The organism is Streptomyces sp. VTCC 41912 (assembly GCF_045799175.1).
GTDB classification, from domain to species: Bacteria; Actinomycetota; Actinomycetes; order Streptomycetales; family Streptomycetaceae; genus Streptomyces; species Streptomyces albulus_C.
The window spans coordinates 1-15,948 of sequence record NZ_JBJMAB010000024.1 but is presented as its reverse complement, the minus strand read 5'-3'; the positions used below and the strand labels follow the sequence as shown (position 1 = coordinate 15,948).

Sequence of the window (15,948 nt, the reverse complement as noted above, 5' to 3'; positions counted from 1 at the left end):
TACCCTGCCCGTTGGCCGGGTGCCCTCGTACGGGTGGGGAGAGTCATGGAACAGATAACAGTGCGCAGCAGGGCGAGGGTCCCTGCCATCACGTGCGGGAGCAGCGCGACCAGTGCGCGGCTCGACCGCCATCTCGCGGTGCTCGGCGGTCCCGCCATCCCGCAGCGTGAGGTGGAGGGTGCCGCGTCGCTGATGCAGGAGCTCACCGCGCGTGACCACACGCGCACCGTCAAGAGCCGCGGCCATCGCGTGTCGCTGTTCGCGCCGTTGCGCAGGTTGCGTCGTTCGCTCTTCGGCGGTCACGGCTGAGCCGCCCCTGAAGCGGCACCACCGGCTCAGGCGACCCACCGTCCCGGCCCGGCGCAACGCCGCCGCCAGGTGCCTCCTTCTCACCACCCGTCACCCCGTGGCGGGTGGTTCCTTGTGTGCCCGCACACCGGCCGCGGAGCGGCAAGCGGCTCACAGCAGGGCGAACTGGCCGTCCGGCCCTTCCTCTTGATGGTCCAGCACGGACGCCGGCCGGGTCGCCGCGGCCGGTACCGGCGCCACCCCGGCGGCCCGCAACTCCGCCACCCCGAGCCGCGGCCCCGCCGCCACCGCCCGCCCCAACTCGGCGGCCCGTGGCGCCAGTTCCGCCCGCAGCGTCAGGACGGTCACCAGCTCCAGCAGCTCCGAGGTCCACTCCTGCGGCCAGGCGGTGGGCCGCAGCGCCGCCAGGGAACCGGGCTCGGGGGGCTCGCCGCCCGCGGTCGCACTCCCGGTGCGTTGCGCGAACCACTCCGCCACCACCCGTACGCCCCCGGTGTGGAACTCCCAGGCACCCGCCGGCACCGGTGAGATCCGGCCGTCGCCCAGCAGCAGCGCCTCGTCGGCGGGGTCGTAGTCGAGGGTCCGCGGCAGCCCGCGGGCCGGCAGGGCGGCCCGTACGTAGGGCCGTCGGCCGCCCGGGAGCCGTGGCCGCCCGGCCGGCCCGTCGGCGCCGCCCCGGTGCGCGCCCCAGGTGTCCAGCCAGCGCAGTCGGGCGCCGAGCGCCACCCCGCGGTCCCAGAGGTCCGGGTCGGTGGTGAGTGGCACCGCGGTGCCGTCGGGGGAGTGTGTGGCGGTGGCGGTGATCCAGGCGAGCAGGTCGGTGGGCCCCACCGGGCGGTCCAGGTGGTGGGTGAGGAGTGCGGTCAGGCCGGGGGCGAGGTTGGGCTCGACGCCGCCGGGCCGGCGGTAGAGCGGATGGATCCGGCCGGGCCGCCCGGCGGGGGAGCGGCCGTCCGGCAGCAGCGCCGAGCAGACCACGGCGGGGCCGGCGGCCTGCGGGACGTGACCCAACTCCACCAGGAACAGCTGGTGTTCGTCGGCGACCCGCCACAGCTCCGGGCGGGCCGCGTCGAGCAGCCGGTGGTCGGGCAGCAGCCACTGCCGGTCGAACGGGCCGTGCAGGATCCGCACCGGTTCCGGGCAGCGGCCGACCGCCCGGGCCAGCCGGGCGGTCCCGGTGTCCTGTCCGGGGAGCTGGCCGACCGCGGAGTGCAGGGTGCGCGCCCGGGACGGGCGGAACAGCCGCTCGCGGACGGCGGGGTCCGCGGCGTCGGCGAGCGCCTGCCAACGGGCCCGCAGGGTGGCCGGATCCGGTCCCATCACCCAGGAGCGGCCGGGGCGCAGCGGCGCCACGGACCACGGCATCAGGTCCGACAGCCGTGGCGCGGCCGCCTCTGGCGCGCCCTGCTTCGCCGTCACGCGGAGCCCCTCCCGGACCGTTGGTTGCGCCTGGTTGCCCCCGGCATGGTAGCGGCGAGCGCGGTCCCCGTTCACTGCGCCCGCCCCTGCCGGCCGGCGCAGGCGCCCTTCCGTCTGCTGATCTTGGCGGAGTACGGTCCTGGCCGTACGTCTGCCGAGGGAGGGCCGCCATGACGGAGACGTCCCCCGCGCCGGAACGGCGCGGGACCGCCGACGGGACGCGGGTCGCCGCACGGTTGGACCGGCTGCCGCCGTCCCGGTGGCACCGCAAGGTCACCCTCCTCGTCGGGATCGGGGCCTTCTTCGACCTCTACGAGATCTTCCTGGGCGGGGTGCTCGCCGCGGTCCTCGCCGCGCAGTGGGGCCTGGGACCCACCGCGAAGTCGGCGGTGATCGCCGCCGGGTTCCTGGGGATGTTCGTCGGCGCCAACGTGCTGTCGGTGCTCGCCGACCGGCTGGGGCGGCGCCGGATGTTCCTGGTCAACCTGGGCGGTTACGCGTTCTTCTCGCTGGCCGCGGCGGCCGCGCCGGACCTGGGCTGGCTGCTGGCGCTGCGCTTCCTGGCCGGCCTCGGACTCGGTGCCGAACTCGTTCTGGTGGACACCTATTTGGCGGAGTTCCTGCCGCGGGCGGTCCGCGGCCGCTACCTCGCCCACGCGTACACCCTCGGGTTCGTCGGCGTTCCGGTGGCGGCGCTGCTCGGCGCCCGGCTGGTGGCCGGGCATCCGGTGCTGGGCGTGGACGGCTGGCGCTGGCTGCTGGTCGTGGGCGCGCTGGGGGCCGCCTTCATCCAGCTGATGCGCCGACAACTGCCGGAGTCGCCACGTTGGTTGAGCGTGCACGGGCGTTCCGGGGAGGCCGACCGCATCGTCACGGACATCGAGCGGCGGGTGGTGGCGGAGACCGGCATCAGCCTGCCGTCCGTGCCGGACACCACGGACGTCCCGGAGCGCAGGGTGCCGTTGGGCGCGATGTTCCGCGGCGAGCAGCGGCGCCGGACCGTGATGTGGTGGATCTTCCAGGTGCTCCAGACCGTGGGCTACTACGGCTTCGGCTCGTTGGCGCCCGTGGTGCTCACCGCCAAGGGGCACACCGTCACCGACTCGCTGCTGTACGCGGCGCTGAGCTACTGCGGCTATCCGCTCGGCTCCGCGCTGTCCGTCCCGCTGATCGACCGGATCGAGCGCCGGACGCTGATCGTCGCCGCCGCGCTCGGCATCGCCGGCTGCGGGCTGGCCTTCGGCTTCGCCACCGCCACCTGGGCGATCGTCACCTTCGGCGTCCTGCTGACGGTGTGCAGCAACGTCTTCTCCAACGCCTTCCACGTCTACCAGACCGAGATCTTCCCGACCGGCCTGCGCAGCAGCGCCATCGGGATCGCCTACTCGCTGTCCCGACTCACCTCGGTCGTGCTGCCGTTCGTCGCGCTCGGCGTGCTGGCCGACCTCGGCGCGCCCGCGGTCTTCGCCGGTTCCGCGGTGCTGATGGTGCTGCTCTGCCTGGACGTGGTGCTGCTGGGGCCGCGCAGCACGGGGCGGAGCCTGGAGCGGATCTGAGGCCCGCGTCCGTCCGGCCGGGGGTCCGGCACCTGTGTGCTCAGTGCGCGTCCAGCGTCACCGTGAAGGAGAACCGGTCGCCGCGGTAGTGGATCTGGGCGATGTCGAGCACCTGTCCGGACTCGTCGTGCGTGATGCCGGTGTAGTGCAGGATCGGGCTGAGCAGCGGCACGTTCAGCAGGCGGGCGGTCTCGGGGTCGGCCAGCCGCGCCTCGACAGTGTCGGTGATCCGTCCGATGCGGATGCCGACCGCGTCGCGCAGCACCTTCGTCATCGGCCACCGCTCCAGGTCCGCGAGGTCGATCCGGGCGGCGATGTCGGGGCGCACGAAGTTGCGGGCGTGGTTGGTCGGTTCCCCCGTCGCCTCGTCGCTGCGCAGTCGCCGAAATCCGGCCACCTCCGTCATGTCGGGAAAATATTCGGCCAGTTCGGTGGGAACCGGTACCGGCCCGTGTCCCAGCACGATGGTGCTCATCCCGGACTGCTGGGCCACGATCGCGTCCACCGAGCCGAGCAGGCGCACCGGCGCGGCCCGCCGCGCGTGCGGCTCGATGAACGTGCCCCGCCGTCGGTGCCGGCTGATCAGGCCCTCCTCCTCCAGCTCCTTGAGCGCCTGACGCATCGTCAGCACGCTGACGCCGTAGTGCGCGGCGAGCGCGTCCTCCGTGGGCAGTCGCAGCGGCGCCTCGGGGGAGCGGCCCAGTATGGAGGCACGCAGGGACTGCGAGACCTGGTACCACAGCGGCAGCTTGCGGTTCAGGGCGAGCGAGTCGGGAGCGAAGGTCGTCAAGGGCGTTCCCCGGTCTGCGGTGCTGGTCCCGGTGTCACGGGCGGAAGTGGCGCTGGAGACCCTGCCACACGTCGTCGTAGGCGCGCTGGCGGTGTCCGGCGTCCCGGGCCTGCTCGGTGAGGGTCAGCGGCCAGCGGGTCTCGAACATGAAGGCCAGCCCGTCGTCGATCTTCTGCGGTGCCAGTTCGGCGGCGCTGGCCCGGTCGAAGGTCTCCTGGTCCGGGCCGTGCGCCGACATCATGTTGTGCAGCGAGCCGCCGCCCGGCACGAAACCGCCCGGCCCGGCCGTCTTCGCGTCGTAGGCGCCCTCGATGAGGCCCATGTACTCGGTCATCACGTTGCGGTGGAAGTAGGGCGGCCGGAAGGTGTCCTCGCCGACCAGCCAGCGCGGCGCGAAGACCACGAAGTCCACCCCGGCCAGCCCCGGGGTGTCCGAGGGCGAGGTCAGCACGGTGAAGATCGACGGGTCCGGGTGGTCGTAGCTGATGGAGCCGATGACGTTGAAGCGGCGCAGGTCGTAGACGTACGGGACGTGGTTGCCGTGCCAGGCGACGACGTCCAGCGGCGAGTGGTCGTAGGTCGCGGTCCACAGCTGGCCGCAGAACTTGTTGACCACCTCGACCGGGCCCTCGACGTCCTCGTAGGCGGCGGTCGGGGCGAGGAAGTCCCGGGGGTTGGCCAGCCCGTTGGCGCCGATCGGGCCGAGGGCGGGCAGTTCGAAGGGGCGGCCGTAGTTCTCGCAGACGTACCCGCGGGCCGTCGGGCGTCCCGTGTCGGGGGCGTCGTCCAGCAGCTCGACCCGGAAGCGGACCCCGCGCGGGATCAGCGCCACGTGGCCCGGCTCGACGCGCAGCAGTCCGAACTCGGTGCGCAGCAGCAGCCCGCCGCGCTCCGGCACGATCAGCAGCTCGCCGTCCGCGTTGCCGAACACCCGCCGCTCCATGGAGGCGTTGATGTGGTAGAGGTGCACCGCCATGCCGGTCCGCTGGGTGGCGTCGCCGTTGCCGCCCAGCGTCCAGAGGCCGTCGACGAAGTCCGTCGGGTCGGCGGGCGCGGGGAGCGGGTCCCAGCGCAGCCGGTTGGGGTCGGGCAGGCACTCGGTGAACGGCGCGGAGCGGATCTCGCCGCGGTTGGCGCGGGCGAACGGCGGGTGCGCGGCCGACGGCCGGATGCGGTACAGCCAGGAGCGGCGGTTGTGGCTCCGCGGCTCGGTGAACGCGGAGCCGCTGAGCTGCTCGGCGTAGAGCCCGAGGGGCGCCCGCTGGGGGGAGTTGCGGCCCACCGGCAGCGCGCCGGGCACCGCCTCCGAACTGTGCTCGTTGCCGAAGCCGGAGGAGTAGGCGAGCCCCTCGGCCGCCTTCCTCGCCCGCTCGTTCTCCGTACCCGCCATCACACGCTCCCGCCGCTCGCCGAACAAGACGTCCACGCACTTCGAGGCACCACAGGACCCGAGGAGGGCCGCAGGCAATCCTATGGAAGACATTAGGAATGAGGTGGGGGTACGTCAACGACGGGCGCGCCTCCTGTCCGAGCGAAGCCGAAAGTCGGGGTAATCCCGGCCGTCGTGGCCGGATCGCCCCGCCCGGTCATCCCCGACCCGTGCGCCGGGCAGGATGACCACGTGCAGCCTTCGACGCCCCCGCCCGCCTCGCAGCCCACCCCCCAGTCCACCACGCAGCCCGCCTCGCAGCCCACCCCGCAGTCCGTCGAGCCGCCCGCCGCCGCGGCCCCGCCCCTGCTCCGTCGCGCGCCCGTCCAGCGACGCAGCGCCCAGCGCCTGGCCCGGATCCTCGACGCCTGTGCCGAACTGCTCGACGAGACCGGGTACGAGGAGCTGAGCACCCGCGCGGTGGCCGGCCGCGCCGGCGTCCCGATCGGCTCGGTCTACCGCTTCTTCCCCAACAAGCGCGCCATGGCCGAGGCGCTCGCCCGGCGCAACCTCGACGCCTACGCGGACCGGATCAGCGCCCGGCTGACCGCCCCGGACCAACCGGCGGGCTGGCGCGCCGCGATGGACGTGGTGATCGACGAGTACCTGGCCATGAAGCGGACGCTGCCGGGCTTCGCCCTGGTGGAGTTCACCGTTCCGGCGCCGCGCGAGTCCCGGCAGGCCAACTACGAGGTCGCCGACCGACTGCTGCACCTGCTCGCCGAACGGCTCGCCCTGGACCCCGCCGACGCCCGGCTGCGCACCGCGTTCCTGGTCGGCGTCGAGACCGCGGACGCGCTGCTCCAGCTCGCCTTCCGCACCGATCCGGCGGGCGATCCGGCGATCGTCACGGAGACCAAGGAACTGCTGCGGGCCTATCTGGCGCGCTATCTGGACGGGGCCGGGGACGGGGGCGGGGGCGGTCCGGCGGGTGGTGCGCCCGGGGCCGGTGGCGGGGGGCCGTAGGGCGGCGAGACGGTGGCCGATCCGCCCCGGGCGGGTCGCGGTGCCGCTGGCGGCCACGAAACTACCGGCGCTAGTTTGGATGGTGTCCCCCTAGGAAGTGCCCCAGGGCGCCCCTAGGGTGCCGATCACGACCAGCCGGCCCGGGAGGACCACACGTGAAGCACCACGAGGCGATGTACATCGGCGGCCGCTGGCGGCCCGCGCGGGGCAGCGGCACGATCGAGGTCGTCAATCCGGCCGACGAGCAGGTCATCGCCACCGTCCCGGCCGGCTCCGCCGAGGACGTGGACGACGCGGTGCGGGCCGCCCGCGCGGCCCTGCCCGGCTGGGCCGCCACCCCGCCCGCCGACCGTGCCGACCGGCTGGCCGCGCTGCACGGGCAACTCGTCGCCCGCGCCGAGGACATCGCGCGGACCGTCACCGCCGAACTGGGCGCACCGCTCGCCTTCAGCCGGGCCGTGCACGCCGGGGTGCCCGCAGCGGTCTGCGGCTCGTACGCCGCGCTCGCCCGCGAGCACGCCTTCGAGGAGACCCTCGGCAGCTCCACCGTGCTGCACGAACCGATCGGCGTGGTGGGCGCGATCACCCCGTGGAACTACCCGCTGCACCAGATCGTCGCCAAGGTGGCCCCGGCGCTGGCCGCGGGCTGCACGGTCGTCCTCAAGCCCGCCGAGGACACCCCGCTGGTGGCCCGGCTGTTCGCGGAGTGCGTCGAGGCGGCCGGGATACCCGGCGGGGTCGTCAACGTCGTCACCGGCCTCGGCCCGGTGGCCGGTCGGGCCCTGGTCGAGCACGACGGCGTCGACCTGGTCTCCTTCACCGGGTCGACCGCGGTGGGCCGGACCGTCGGCGCGCTCGCCGGGGGCGCCGTCAAGCGGGTCGCGCTGGAACTGGGCGGCAAGTCCGCCAACGTCATCCTGCCCGGCGCCGACCTGGGCCGGGCGGTCGCGGTCGGCGTCGCCAACGTCATGGCCAACTCCGGTCAGACGTGCAGCGCCTGGACCCGGATGCTGGTCCACCGCGACCAGTACGACGAGGCCGTCGCGCTGGCCGTCGCCGCGACCGCGAAGCACGTCCCCGGCGAACGGCTCGGCCCGCTGGTCAGTGCCCGCCAGCGGGACCGGGTCCTCGGCTACCTCGAACGCGGCGTCGCGGAGGGCGCGAAGCCGGTGGCCGGCGGCCCGGCGAGGCCCACCGGACCGGGCTTCTACGTGCACCCCACCGTCTTCGCCGAGGTCACCCCGGAGATGACCATCGCCCAGGAGGAGATCTTCGGCCCGGTCCTCACGGTCCTGCGCTACGAGGACGAGGACGACGCGGTGCGGATCGCCAACGGCACCGTCTACGGCCTGGCCGGCGCGGTCTGGGCCGGCGACGACGCCACCGCGGTGGCCTTCGCCCGCCGCCTGGAAACCGGGCAGGTCGACATCAACGGCGGCCGGTTCAACCCGCTCGCCCCGTTCGGCGGCTACAAGCAGTCCGGGGTCGGCCGGGAGCTGGGGCCGCACGGCCTGGCCGAGTACCTCCAGACCAAGTCCCTCCAGTTCTGAGCCCGCCCGCCGCCCGCCGAGCCCGCCCGCCGAGCCCCGCCCGTCGTCGTTCCGCCCCGCACCGAGGAGATCCCGTGGTCCGCGCCGCCGTCCTGCCCGCCGTGAACGCCCCGCTGAAGATCACCGAGATCGACCTGCCCGCGCCCGGCCCCGGCCAGGTCCGGGTCCGGCTCGCCGCCGCCGGCGTCTGCCACTCCGACCTGTCGCTGTCCAACGGGACGCTGCGCCAACCCGCCCCGGCCGTGCTGGGGCACGAGGGCGCGGGCACGGTCACCGCGGTGGGCCCGGACGTGACCGGCCCGTCGGTCGGCGACCGGGTGGTGCTCAACTGGGCGCCGTCCTGCGGCGACTGCCACTTCTGCCACCTGGCCGAGCCCTGGCTGTGCGTCGCCGCGGACCGGGCCGCCGGCGCTCCGTACGCCACCCTCGCCGCCGACGGCAGCGCGCTCTACCCGGGCCTGGGCACCGCCGCGTTCGCCGAGGAGACCGTGGTGCCGGCGCACGCCGCGCTGCCGCTGCCGGACGGGGTGCCGCTGACCGACGCGGCCCTGCTGGGCTGCGCGGTGCTCACCGGGTGGGGCGCCGTGCACCACAGCGCCCGGGTGCGGGCGGGGGAGTCGGTGCTGGTCGTCGGCGTCGGCGGGGTGGGGCTCGCGACCCTGCAGGCGGCACGGATCGCCGGGGCCGGCCCGATCGTGGCGGTGGACGTCTCGCCGGCGAAGGAGGAACTGGCCCGGGCGGCCGGCGCCACCGACTTCCTGGTCGCCGACGGCCCGGCGTTCTTCGCGAAGGAGGGCGCCAAGCGGGTCCGGGCGCTCACCGGCGGTTTCGGCGCCGACGTCGCGGTGGAGTGCGTGGGCCGCGCGGAGACCATCCGCGCGGCCTGGTCGGCCACCCGCCGCGGCGGCCGGACCACGGTGGTGGGCATCGGCGGCAAGGACCAGCAGGTCACCTTCTCCGCCCTGGAGCTGTTCTACTTCGGCCGGACGCTCGCCGGCTGCGTCTACGGCAACAGCGATCCGGCCCGCGACCTGCCGGTGATCGCCGAGCACGTCCGCTCCGGCGCGCTCGACCTCTCCGCACTGGTCACCGACCGGATCCCGCTGGACGGCATTCCGGCCGCCTTCGAGGCGATGCTCGCCGGGAAGGGCGGCCGGGCGCTGGTGGTGTTCTAGAACCGTGTGCGCCGGCCGTCCCACCCGACGTCAGCCGTCGGCCCGGCGCAGCCGCGGGAAGGCCGGCGCGGCGACCAGGAACACCAGCGCGACCAGCACGAACGGCCAGGTGAAGGCGTGCCCGCCGGACGGTGCGAAGAGCGCGCCGAGCGCCGGGCTCAGCACGGTGGAGGTGACCGCGCCCACCAGGGCGTACCCCACGCTCCAGGCGCTGGTGACCAGGAAGACGCCGCCCAGCGCCATCGCGACCAGCACCGCGTCGTACCCCATGAGGCCCTGCCGCACCTGGTCGGCGGGGGCGCCCAGGGCCCAGGACGTCAGGATGGCGACGGCGCTGCCGGCGCAGGCCAGGGCGCCCAGCCGGCGGTCGGCGACGAAGATCCCGACGAGGAAGATCAGGCCGACGTACCACTGCGGCATCAGGAAGATCTCACCGATGTTGGTGAAGAAGGCGTGCCAGAGGTCGGTGAAGTTCAGCGCGGTGGGCCCGGCGGCCGTCCTGGGCAGTGCCGCGAGGCCGCCCTCCAGGTGCCAGACGTGCCGGAAGCTGGGCGCGGCGACGGTCAGCGCGCTGGCCGTCAGGCAGAAGGGCAGCGTGAAGGTGGGCAGGCCCCAGGTGCCCAGCACTCGGGCGGTGGCCGCCGTGACGACCGTGACCGCCGCGCTGGCGGCCACCGCGACCAGCAGGGTGGAGAGGTGGTCGGCGTCGAGGAAGACCGCGCAGGCGACGCCGACCAGGCAGGAGTTGAAGCCTTCGAGCCCGGCCTCCAGCCGGCTGCGGTCCACGCCCAGCAGGTGCGCGGTGCCGGTGCCGACGGCCGCGCCGAGCAGCCCGTAGAGGCCGAACTGCCACCCCGCGACGAACAGGGCGATCGAGAACACCACCCCGGCCAGCGCGCTGGGCAGGAAGTCGACCTGCGCCTGACCGCGCAGCACCTCCGTGACCCACCGACCCCAGCGGCTCGCTGACAGGTCGTAACCCTTGGCTATCGGACCGTCGTTGGCCGTACTCGACTGGCGCATTTCCGCCTCCCGCAGGACGCACATCGTCCCTGCCCACCAGGGACTGCTGCACCTTACCCGCGTGGCCTGAATTCGATGTCGGGAGGTCCGAGTTCTGGATGACGCAGCGTCAAGCCGTCCACCAGCGCCTCCAGCCCCGCCTCGAAGGCGCCCTCGTCGACCCGGCGCTGGTGCTCGGCCAGCAGGTGCGCCTGGCCGAGGTGCGGGTAGTCGGCCGGGTCGTAGGCGCCGGGGTCGTCCACGAAGCCGCGGGCGAACGAACCGAGTGCGGAGCCGGCGACGAAGTACCGCACCATCGCGCACACCTTGGTGGCCAGGGCGGGCGGCCAGCCGGCCTCGACCATGCCGCCGAACGCCGCGTCGGCCATCCTCAGCCCCGCCGGTCGGCGGCCGGGGCCCTGGGCGAGGAACGGCACGACGTGCGGATGGGCGGCCAGCGCCGCGCGGTAGGAGCGGGCCCAGTCGAGCAGGCCGGCCCGCCAGTCGGCGCCGGTCGCCAGCGTCGACACGTCGACCTGGGCGATGACCGTGTCGGCCACCGCGTCGAGGATCTCGTCCTTGGTCGTGAAGTGGTTGTAGAGGGAGGGGCCGCTCACGCCGAGTTCGGCCGCCAACCGCCGGGTGGAGAGCGCCGCGAGCCCCTCCGCGTCGATCAGCGCCAGTGCGGTGGTGACGATGCGTTCGCGGCTCAGCAGGGGCTTGCGGGGTCGGGCCATGCCGCACATAGTAGGGGCCGTCCGGCTAAAACTAGCACCGCTAATTAACCGACTCGTTCATGGCCGCCGCACTCCCGTTCCCGACGACAAGGGGCCCGAGATGAACCTGGAGCTCACGCCCGAGCAGACCGCCGTCCGCCGGCTCGCCGCGGACTTCACCGACCGCGAGATCGCCCCGCACGCCACCGCCTGGGACCGCGCCGAACAGGTCGACCCGGGCATCGTCCGCAAGCTCGGCGACCTCGGATTCCTCGGGCTGACCGTTCCCGAGGAGTACGGCGGCTCCGGTGGCGACCACCTCTCCTACGCGCTGGTCACCGAGGAGTTGGGGCGCGGCGACTCCGCGGTCCGCGGCATCGTCTCGGTCTCGCTCGGGCTGGTCGCCAAGACCCTCGCCGCCTGGGGCGACGAGGAGCAGAAGCGGACCTGGCTGCCCCGGCTCACGTCCGGCGCGGCGCTCGGCTGCTTCGGCCTGACCGAGCCCGGCACCGGCTCCGACGCGGCGGCACTGACCACCCGCGCGGTCCGGGACGGCACGGACTGGGTCCTGGACGGGTCCAAGATGTTCATCACCAACGGCACCTGGGCCGACCTGGTCCTGCTCTTCGCCCGGACCGGCGGCGCCCCCGGCCACAAGGGGATCAGCGCCTTCCTGGTGCCCGCCGACACCCCGGGCCTGACCCGCCGCGCGATCCACGGCAAGCTCGGGCTGCGCGGCCAGGCCACCGCCGAACTGGTGCTCCAGGGCGTGCGGGTGCCCGCCGGCGCCCTGCTGGGCACCGAAGGCAAGGGCTTCTCGGTCGCGATGTCCGCGCTGGCCAAGGGGCGGATGTCGGTCGCCGCCGGCTGCGTCGGCATCGCCCAGGCCGCACTGGACGCCGCGCTCGGGTACGCCGGGCAGCGCGAGCAGTTCGGCGCCCCGATCGCCGGGCGCCAGCTCGTCCAGGAGCTGATCAGCGACATCGCGGTGGACGTGGACGCGGCGCGGCTGCTGACCTGGCGGGTGGCCGATCTGATCGACCGGGGCGAGTCGTTCGCCACCGAGGCGTCCAAGGCCAAGCTCTTCGCGTCCGAGGCCGCGGTGCGCGCCGCGAGCAACGCCCTCCAGGTCTTCGGCGGTTACGGCTACATCGACGAGTACCCGGTCGGCAAGCTGCTCCGGGACGCCCGGGTGATGACCCTGTACGAGGGCACCAGCCAGATCCAGAAGCTCCTCATCGGCCGCGCCCTGACCGGCGTCTCCGCCTTCTGACCCGCCGCCCGCCACCGCCCTCGCGACCGCACCCCACCCCCGATCGGGGCCTAAGCGCTTGCTCAGTGGCGCGGTATGGTGTTCGATCCGGCAGAGGAAGGTCCCTGGCGGATCGAGGAGCGGGGAGAGCGATGGGTGCGGCCGAGCGGGCGGCGAAGGAGAGCGACGAGTGGTCCGGCGTGACGCCGGACGCCGCGCGGCGGCTGGTCAGCGCGGCCGTCCAGGCGTTCGCCGAGCGCGGCTACCACGCCACCACCACCCGCGACATCGCCGGTCGCGCCGGCATGAGCCCGGCGGCGCTCTACATCCACTACAAGACCAAGGAAGAACTCCTCTACCGCATCAGCGGCACCGGCCACGAGGAGGCGCTGCGCATCATGGCCGCCGCCGCCGAGGCCCAGGGCAGCGCCACCGACCGGCTCCGGGACGCGGTGCGCACCTTCGCCCGCTGGCACGCCGAACACCACACCACCGCCCGGGTCATCCAGTACGAGCTCCAGGCACTCGGCGCGGAGCACTACGCCGAGATCGCCGGGCTGCGCCGGCGCACCGACCGGCTGCTCCGCCAGATCATCGAGGACGGCGCGGCCAGCGGGGAGTTCCGGGTGGACGACGTCCCCGGCACCACCCTGGCCGTGCTGTCGCTCTGCGTGGACGTCGCGCGCTGGTTCTCCGCCGACGGCGCGCGCACGCCCGACGAGGTCGGCGCGCTCTACGCCGACCTCGTCCTGCGGATGGTGGGCGCCTGCTGACGGCCCGCCCGCCTGCTACAGGTAGAAGCGGCTGACCGACTCCGCCACACACACCGGCTTCTCGCCGCCCTCCCGCTCGACCGTCACCACCGTGGTGAGCTGCACCCCGCCGGTCACCTCGGTGACCTCCGCGATCCGGGCGCGGGCCCGCAGCCGCGCGCCGACCGGGACGGTCGCCGGGAATCGCACCTTGTTGGTGCCGTAGTTGATGCCCATCTTCACGTTGTCGACCCGCAGCAGCTGCGGCACCAGGACCGGCAGCAGCGACAGCGTCAGGTAGCCGTGCGCGATGGTCGTGCCGAACGGTCCGGCGGCGGCCCGCTCCTCGTCGACGTGGATCCACTGGTGGTCGCCGGTGGCCTCCGCGAACAGGTCGATCCGCTTCTGGTCGACCGCCAGCCAGTCGCTGGGACCGAGCTCCTCGCCGACCGCAGCCCGCAGTTCCTCGACCGACCCGAACACCCGGGGCTCTGCCATCCTCGTCCGCCTCCTCAGCCGTGCTACTAAGCGCTTGCTCAGCATGCGAGGGCGGTCGCCCGCTGTCAACGCCCCGACCGCCGACCGCACCGGGGAACCACCGCACAGGCCGTAGGGTTGACGCCGTGCCCCAGCTTCCGTTCAAGGTCCACGAACTCTCGGTCGGCCAGCTCTCCGCGCGCAGCGGAGCGGCCGTCTCCGCGCTGCACTTCTACGAGTCCAAGGGGCTGATCAGCAGCACCCGCACGGCCGGCAACCAGCGCCGCTACACCCGGGAGACGCTGCGCCGGGTCGCCTTCGTCCGCGCCGCGCAGCGGGTCGGCATCCCCCTCGCGGTGATCCGGGACGCCCTGGCGGAGCTGCCGGACGAACGCACCCCCAACCGCGCCGACTGGGCCCGGCTCTCCGAGGTCTGGCGCAGCGAACTCGACGAACGCATCAACCAACTCGTCGAACTGCGCGACCGGCTCACCGACTGCATCGGCTGCGGCTGCCTCTCGATGGAGAAGTGCGCGCTGTCCAACCCCTACGACAACCTCGGCGAACAGGGCCCCGGCGCCCGCCGGCTCCGCGTCGACCGCCGCAGCGCGGAACCGGCACCGGCCCGGGCGGCCCAGCAGGCCGCCCCTCCCGCCGACGCGGCCGAGGGCTGCACCCCGCACGTGCGGGACTGCGCGTCCCGGCAGGAGTGCTGACGGCGCCCGGTGCCCCGAGGGGCACCGGGCGCGCCGCGTTCACCAGACGGGCGGCTTGCGGTGGGCCCAGGGGCGGGCCGCCTCCAGCTGCGCGGAGAGCGCGATCAACGTGGCCTCGTCGCCGTAGCGGCCGGCCAGCATGACGCCGATCGGCAGCCCCGCGGCGTTCCAGTGCAGCGGGACGTTGACCGCCGGCTGACCGGTGACGTTGTAGAAGGCGCTGAACGGCGTGAACCTGCCGACGGCGGCGAACTCGGCCTGCGGATCGGCGTCGTCGCGCAGCGCCCCGACCGGGGGCGGCGGTGCGGCCACGGTCGGGGAGAGGATCACGTCGTACCCGCCGTCGGGCGGCATCAGACCGTCGGCGAGGCCCTGGGCGAGCGCCCGGAAGGCGTACAGCGCGGCGGCGAAGTCCGTGCCGGACACCTCCCGGCCGCGGGCCCGCAGGTAGCGGGAGAGCGGCATCAGCCGTTCCTCGGCGTCCGCAGGGACGGGCCGGTTGGCGGCCATCACCGACCAGACCCGGGTGAAGTCGAGCAGGATCCGCTCGTCCACCGGCAGCGCCAACTCCTCGCTCTCGTGACCGAGTTGACCGAGCAGCGCAACGGTCTCCGCGACCGCCGCGCGGCAGTCGGGATGCACCTCGACGTCCGGGAGCGGCGTCTGCGTCAACACCGCGATCCGCAGCCGGCCCGGATCCCGCCGGACCTGGTCGGCGAAGGTCTCACCCGGCGGCAGGGCGGGCGCCGCGTACGGATCGCCGGGCAGGGTGCCGGCCATCGCGTCCAGCAGCACCGCCGCGTCCGCGACCGTACGGGCCAACGGGCCGGACGTGCTCAGGCCCGTCACGTCGTACAGCAGCGGACCGGCGCTGACCCGGCCGCGGCTCGGCTTGATGCCGTAGAGCCCGCAGAGCGACGACGGGATGCGGATCGACCCGCCGCCGTCGCTGCCGTGCGCGACCGGCGCCAGCCCGCCGGCCACCGCAGCGGCCGCGCCGCCACTGGAGCCCCCCGCCGAGCGCGCGGTGTCCCAGGGGTTGCGGGCCGGCGGGGCGAGCGCGTTCTCGGTGTAGCAAGGCAGCCCGAACTCCGGGGTGTTGGTCTTCCCCAGCATGATCGTGCCGGCCCGGCGCAGCGCGGCGACGACGTGGTCGTCGCCGTCCGGGACGTGGTCGGCCAGCGCGGCCGAACCCATCGTGCAGCGCACCCCGGCGACCCGGTTGAGGTCCTTCACCGGCACCGGGACCCCGTACAGCGGCGGCAGCGTCCGACCCTGGCGGCGGGCCGCGACGACCTCACCCTCGGCCTCCGCGGCCTGCTTGCGGGCGAGTTCCGGGGTGCGGGTGAGGAAAGCGCCCAGCGCGTCGTCCAGCCGGTCGATCCGCGCGAGGTAGTGCTCGGTGAGCTCGACCGGGGACAGCTCCCCGGACCGGATCTCCGCGGCCTGTTCGAGCGCGGTCAGATCGTGCAGTTCGGCCATGGACGTCCACCCTCTCGTCGGGGCCCGTGCGGCCGGTGCCGCACACGCCGGACGGGCCGCGCGCAGACGCGCGCCCTCCGGCGATCAGCCCGTGAACAGTTGTTTCAGTGTGCCGCCCGCCCCGTAAAGGCCCTGGGCGAACGGGACAGCCATCCATGGCCGTGGGCTGCTTCCCACGTGGTCGGCTTTCCCGCCGTGGGGGTTGCTGTTTGCGCCTGGCGGCGCGGGCGTTGTCGGCCGTCCCGCCGTGAGGGTTGTTGTTTGCGCCTGCGGCGCGTTGCCGCTGCGCGGGGCTGTTGGGTGGCGGTGACGGGCCTGCGGGGGTGGTGTGCAGGACTGCTGCGCTTTACGTCCTGC

15 protein-coding genes are annotated in these 15,948 nt (G+C 74.2%); 8 read left to right on the top strand and 7 right to left on the bottom strand.

The window, feature by feature from the left end:
• Nucleotides 1–45 precede the first annotated feature (45 nt).
• A complete protein-coding gene (locus ACJ6WD_RS27475) occupies nt 46–309 on the top strand; it encodes a hypothetical protein (protein ID WP_233660495.1) in 264 nt (87 codons plus the stop codon).
• Nucleotides 310–459: 150 nt separating this feature from the next.
• Here the strand turns inward: ACJ6WD_RS27475 and ACJ6WD_RS27470 are convergent, their stop codons facing one another.
• Nucleotides 460–1,728: a type ISP restriction/modification enzyme gene (locus ACJ6WD_RS27470; protein ID WP_376447007.1), complete on the bottom strand. Its 1,269-nt coding sequence runs from the start codon at nt 1,726–1,728 to the stop codon at nt 460–462.
• Between the two features lie 170 nt (nt 1,729–1,898).
• On the opposite strand from ACJ6WD_RS27470, the gene ACJ6WD_RS27465 reads away from it, so the two are divergent.
• Nucleotides 1,899–3,284 (top strand): MFS transporter, encoded by a 1,386-nt coding sequence (locus ACJ6WD_RS27465; protein WP_331248441.1) that lies wholly within the window; start codon nt 1,899–1,901, stop codon nt 3,282–3,284.
• A 40-nt stretch (nt 3,285–3,324) separates the two neighbouring features.
• Here ACJ6WD_RS27465 and ACJ6WD_RS27460 read toward each other — a convergent pair whose 3' ends face one another.
• Both ACJ6WD_RS27460 and hmgA read right to left on the bottom strand, forming a co-directional pair.
• Entirely contained in the window at nt 3,325–4,074 is a 750-nt protein-coding gene (locus ACJ6WD_RS27460) for a GntR family transcriptional regulator (RefSeq protein ID WP_233660499.1), read from the bottom strand.
• A 34-nt stretch (nt 4,075–4,108) separates the two neighbouring features.
• Nucleotides 4,109–5,464: a homogentisate 1,2-dioxygenase gene (hmgA, locus tag ACJ6WD_RS27455; protein ID WP_407616732.1), complete on the bottom strand. Its 1,356-nt coding sequence runs from the start codon at nt 5,462–5,464 to the stop codon at nt 4,109–4,111.
• 345 nt (nt 5,465–5,809) lie between these two features.
• Between hmgA and ACJ6WD_RS27450 the strand changes: the two genes are divergently transcribed.
• The 3 genes from ACJ6WD_RS27450 (at nt 5,810) to ACJ6WD_RS27440 (ending at nt 9,194) form a co-directional block, all read left to right on the top strand.
• On the top strand, nt 5,810–6,469 hold the full coding sequence (locus ACJ6WD_RS27450) for a TetR/AcrR family transcriptional regulator (RefSeq protein ID WP_331247633.1): 660 nt from the start codon (nt 5,810–5,812) through the stop codon (nt 6,467–6,469).
• A 155-nt stretch (nt 6,470–6,624) separates the two neighbouring features.
• A complete protein-coding gene (locus ACJ6WD_RS27445) occupies nt 6,625–8,019 on the top strand; it encodes an aldehyde dehydrogenase family protein (protein WP_407616731.1) in 1,395 nt (464 codons plus the stop codon).
• 74 nt (nt 8,020–8,093) lie between these two features.
• Nucleotides 8,094–9,194, top strand: coding sequence for a Zn-dependent alcohol dehydrogenase (locus ACJ6WD_RS27440; protein ID WP_331247582.1), 1,101 nt, complete (start codon nt 8,094–8,096; stop codon nt 9,192–9,194).
• Between the two features lie 30 nt (nt 9,195–9,224).
• Here the strand turns inward: ACJ6WD_RS27440 and ACJ6WD_RS27435 are convergent, their stop codons facing one another.
• Entirely contained in the window at nt 9,225–10,217 is a 993-nt protein-coding gene (locus ACJ6WD_RS27435; protein ID WP_233660503.1) for an urea transporter, read from the bottom strand.
• Nucleotides 10,218–10,270: 53 nt separating this feature from the next.
• Nucleotides 10,271–10,933 (bottom strand): TetR/AcrR family transcriptional regulator, encoded by a 663-nt coding sequence (locus tag ACJ6WD_RS27430; RefSeq protein ID WP_233660504.1) that lies wholly within the window; start codon nt 10,931–10,933, stop codon nt 10,271–10,273.
• Between the two features lie 100 nt (nt 10,934–11,033).
• On the opposite strand from ACJ6WD_RS27430, the gene ACJ6WD_RS27425 reads away from it, so the two are divergent.
• The gene (locus ACJ6WD_RS27425) at nt 11,034–12,185 is read left to right on the top strand and encodes an acyl-CoA dehydrogenase family protein (RefSeq protein WP_407616730.1); all 1,152 of its coding nucleotides are present in this window, start codon (nt 11,034–11,036) and stop codon (nt 12,183–12,185) included.
• A gap of 131 nt (nt 12,186–12,316) precedes the next feature.
• Nucleotides 12,317–12,937, top strand: a complete 621-nt coding sequence (locus ACJ6WD_RS27420; RefSeq protein ID WP_376447010.1) for a TetR/AcrR family transcriptional regulator — start codon at nt 12,317–12,319, stop codon at nt 12,935–12,937.
• 15 nt (nt 12,938–12,952) lie between these two features.
• Here ACJ6WD_RS27420 and ACJ6WD_RS27415 read toward each other — a convergent pair whose 3' ends face one another.
• A complete protein-coding gene (locus ACJ6WD_RS27415) occupies nt 12,953–13,414 on the bottom strand; it encodes a MaoC family dehydratase (protein ID WP_016576217.1) in 462 nt (153 codons plus the stop codon).
• A gap of 125 nt (nt 13,415–13,539) precedes the next feature.
• Between ACJ6WD_RS27415 and soxR the strand changes: the two genes are divergently transcribed.
• On the top strand, nt 13,540–14,109 hold the full coding sequence (gene soxR / locus ACJ6WD_RS27410) for a redox-sensitive transcriptional activator SoxR (RefSeq protein ID WP_331247583.1): 570 nt from the start codon (nt 13,540–13,542) through the stop codon (nt 14,107–14,109).
• Nucleotides 14,110–14,148: 39 nt separating this feature from the next.
• Here the strand turns inward: soxR and ACJ6WD_RS27405 are convergent, their stop codons facing one another.
• A complete protein-coding gene (locus ACJ6WD_RS27405) occupies nt 14,149–15,591 on the bottom strand; it encodes an amidase (protein ID WP_407616729.1) in 1,443 nt (480 codons plus the stop codon).
• Nucleotides 15,592–15,948 lie beyond the last annotated feature (357 nt).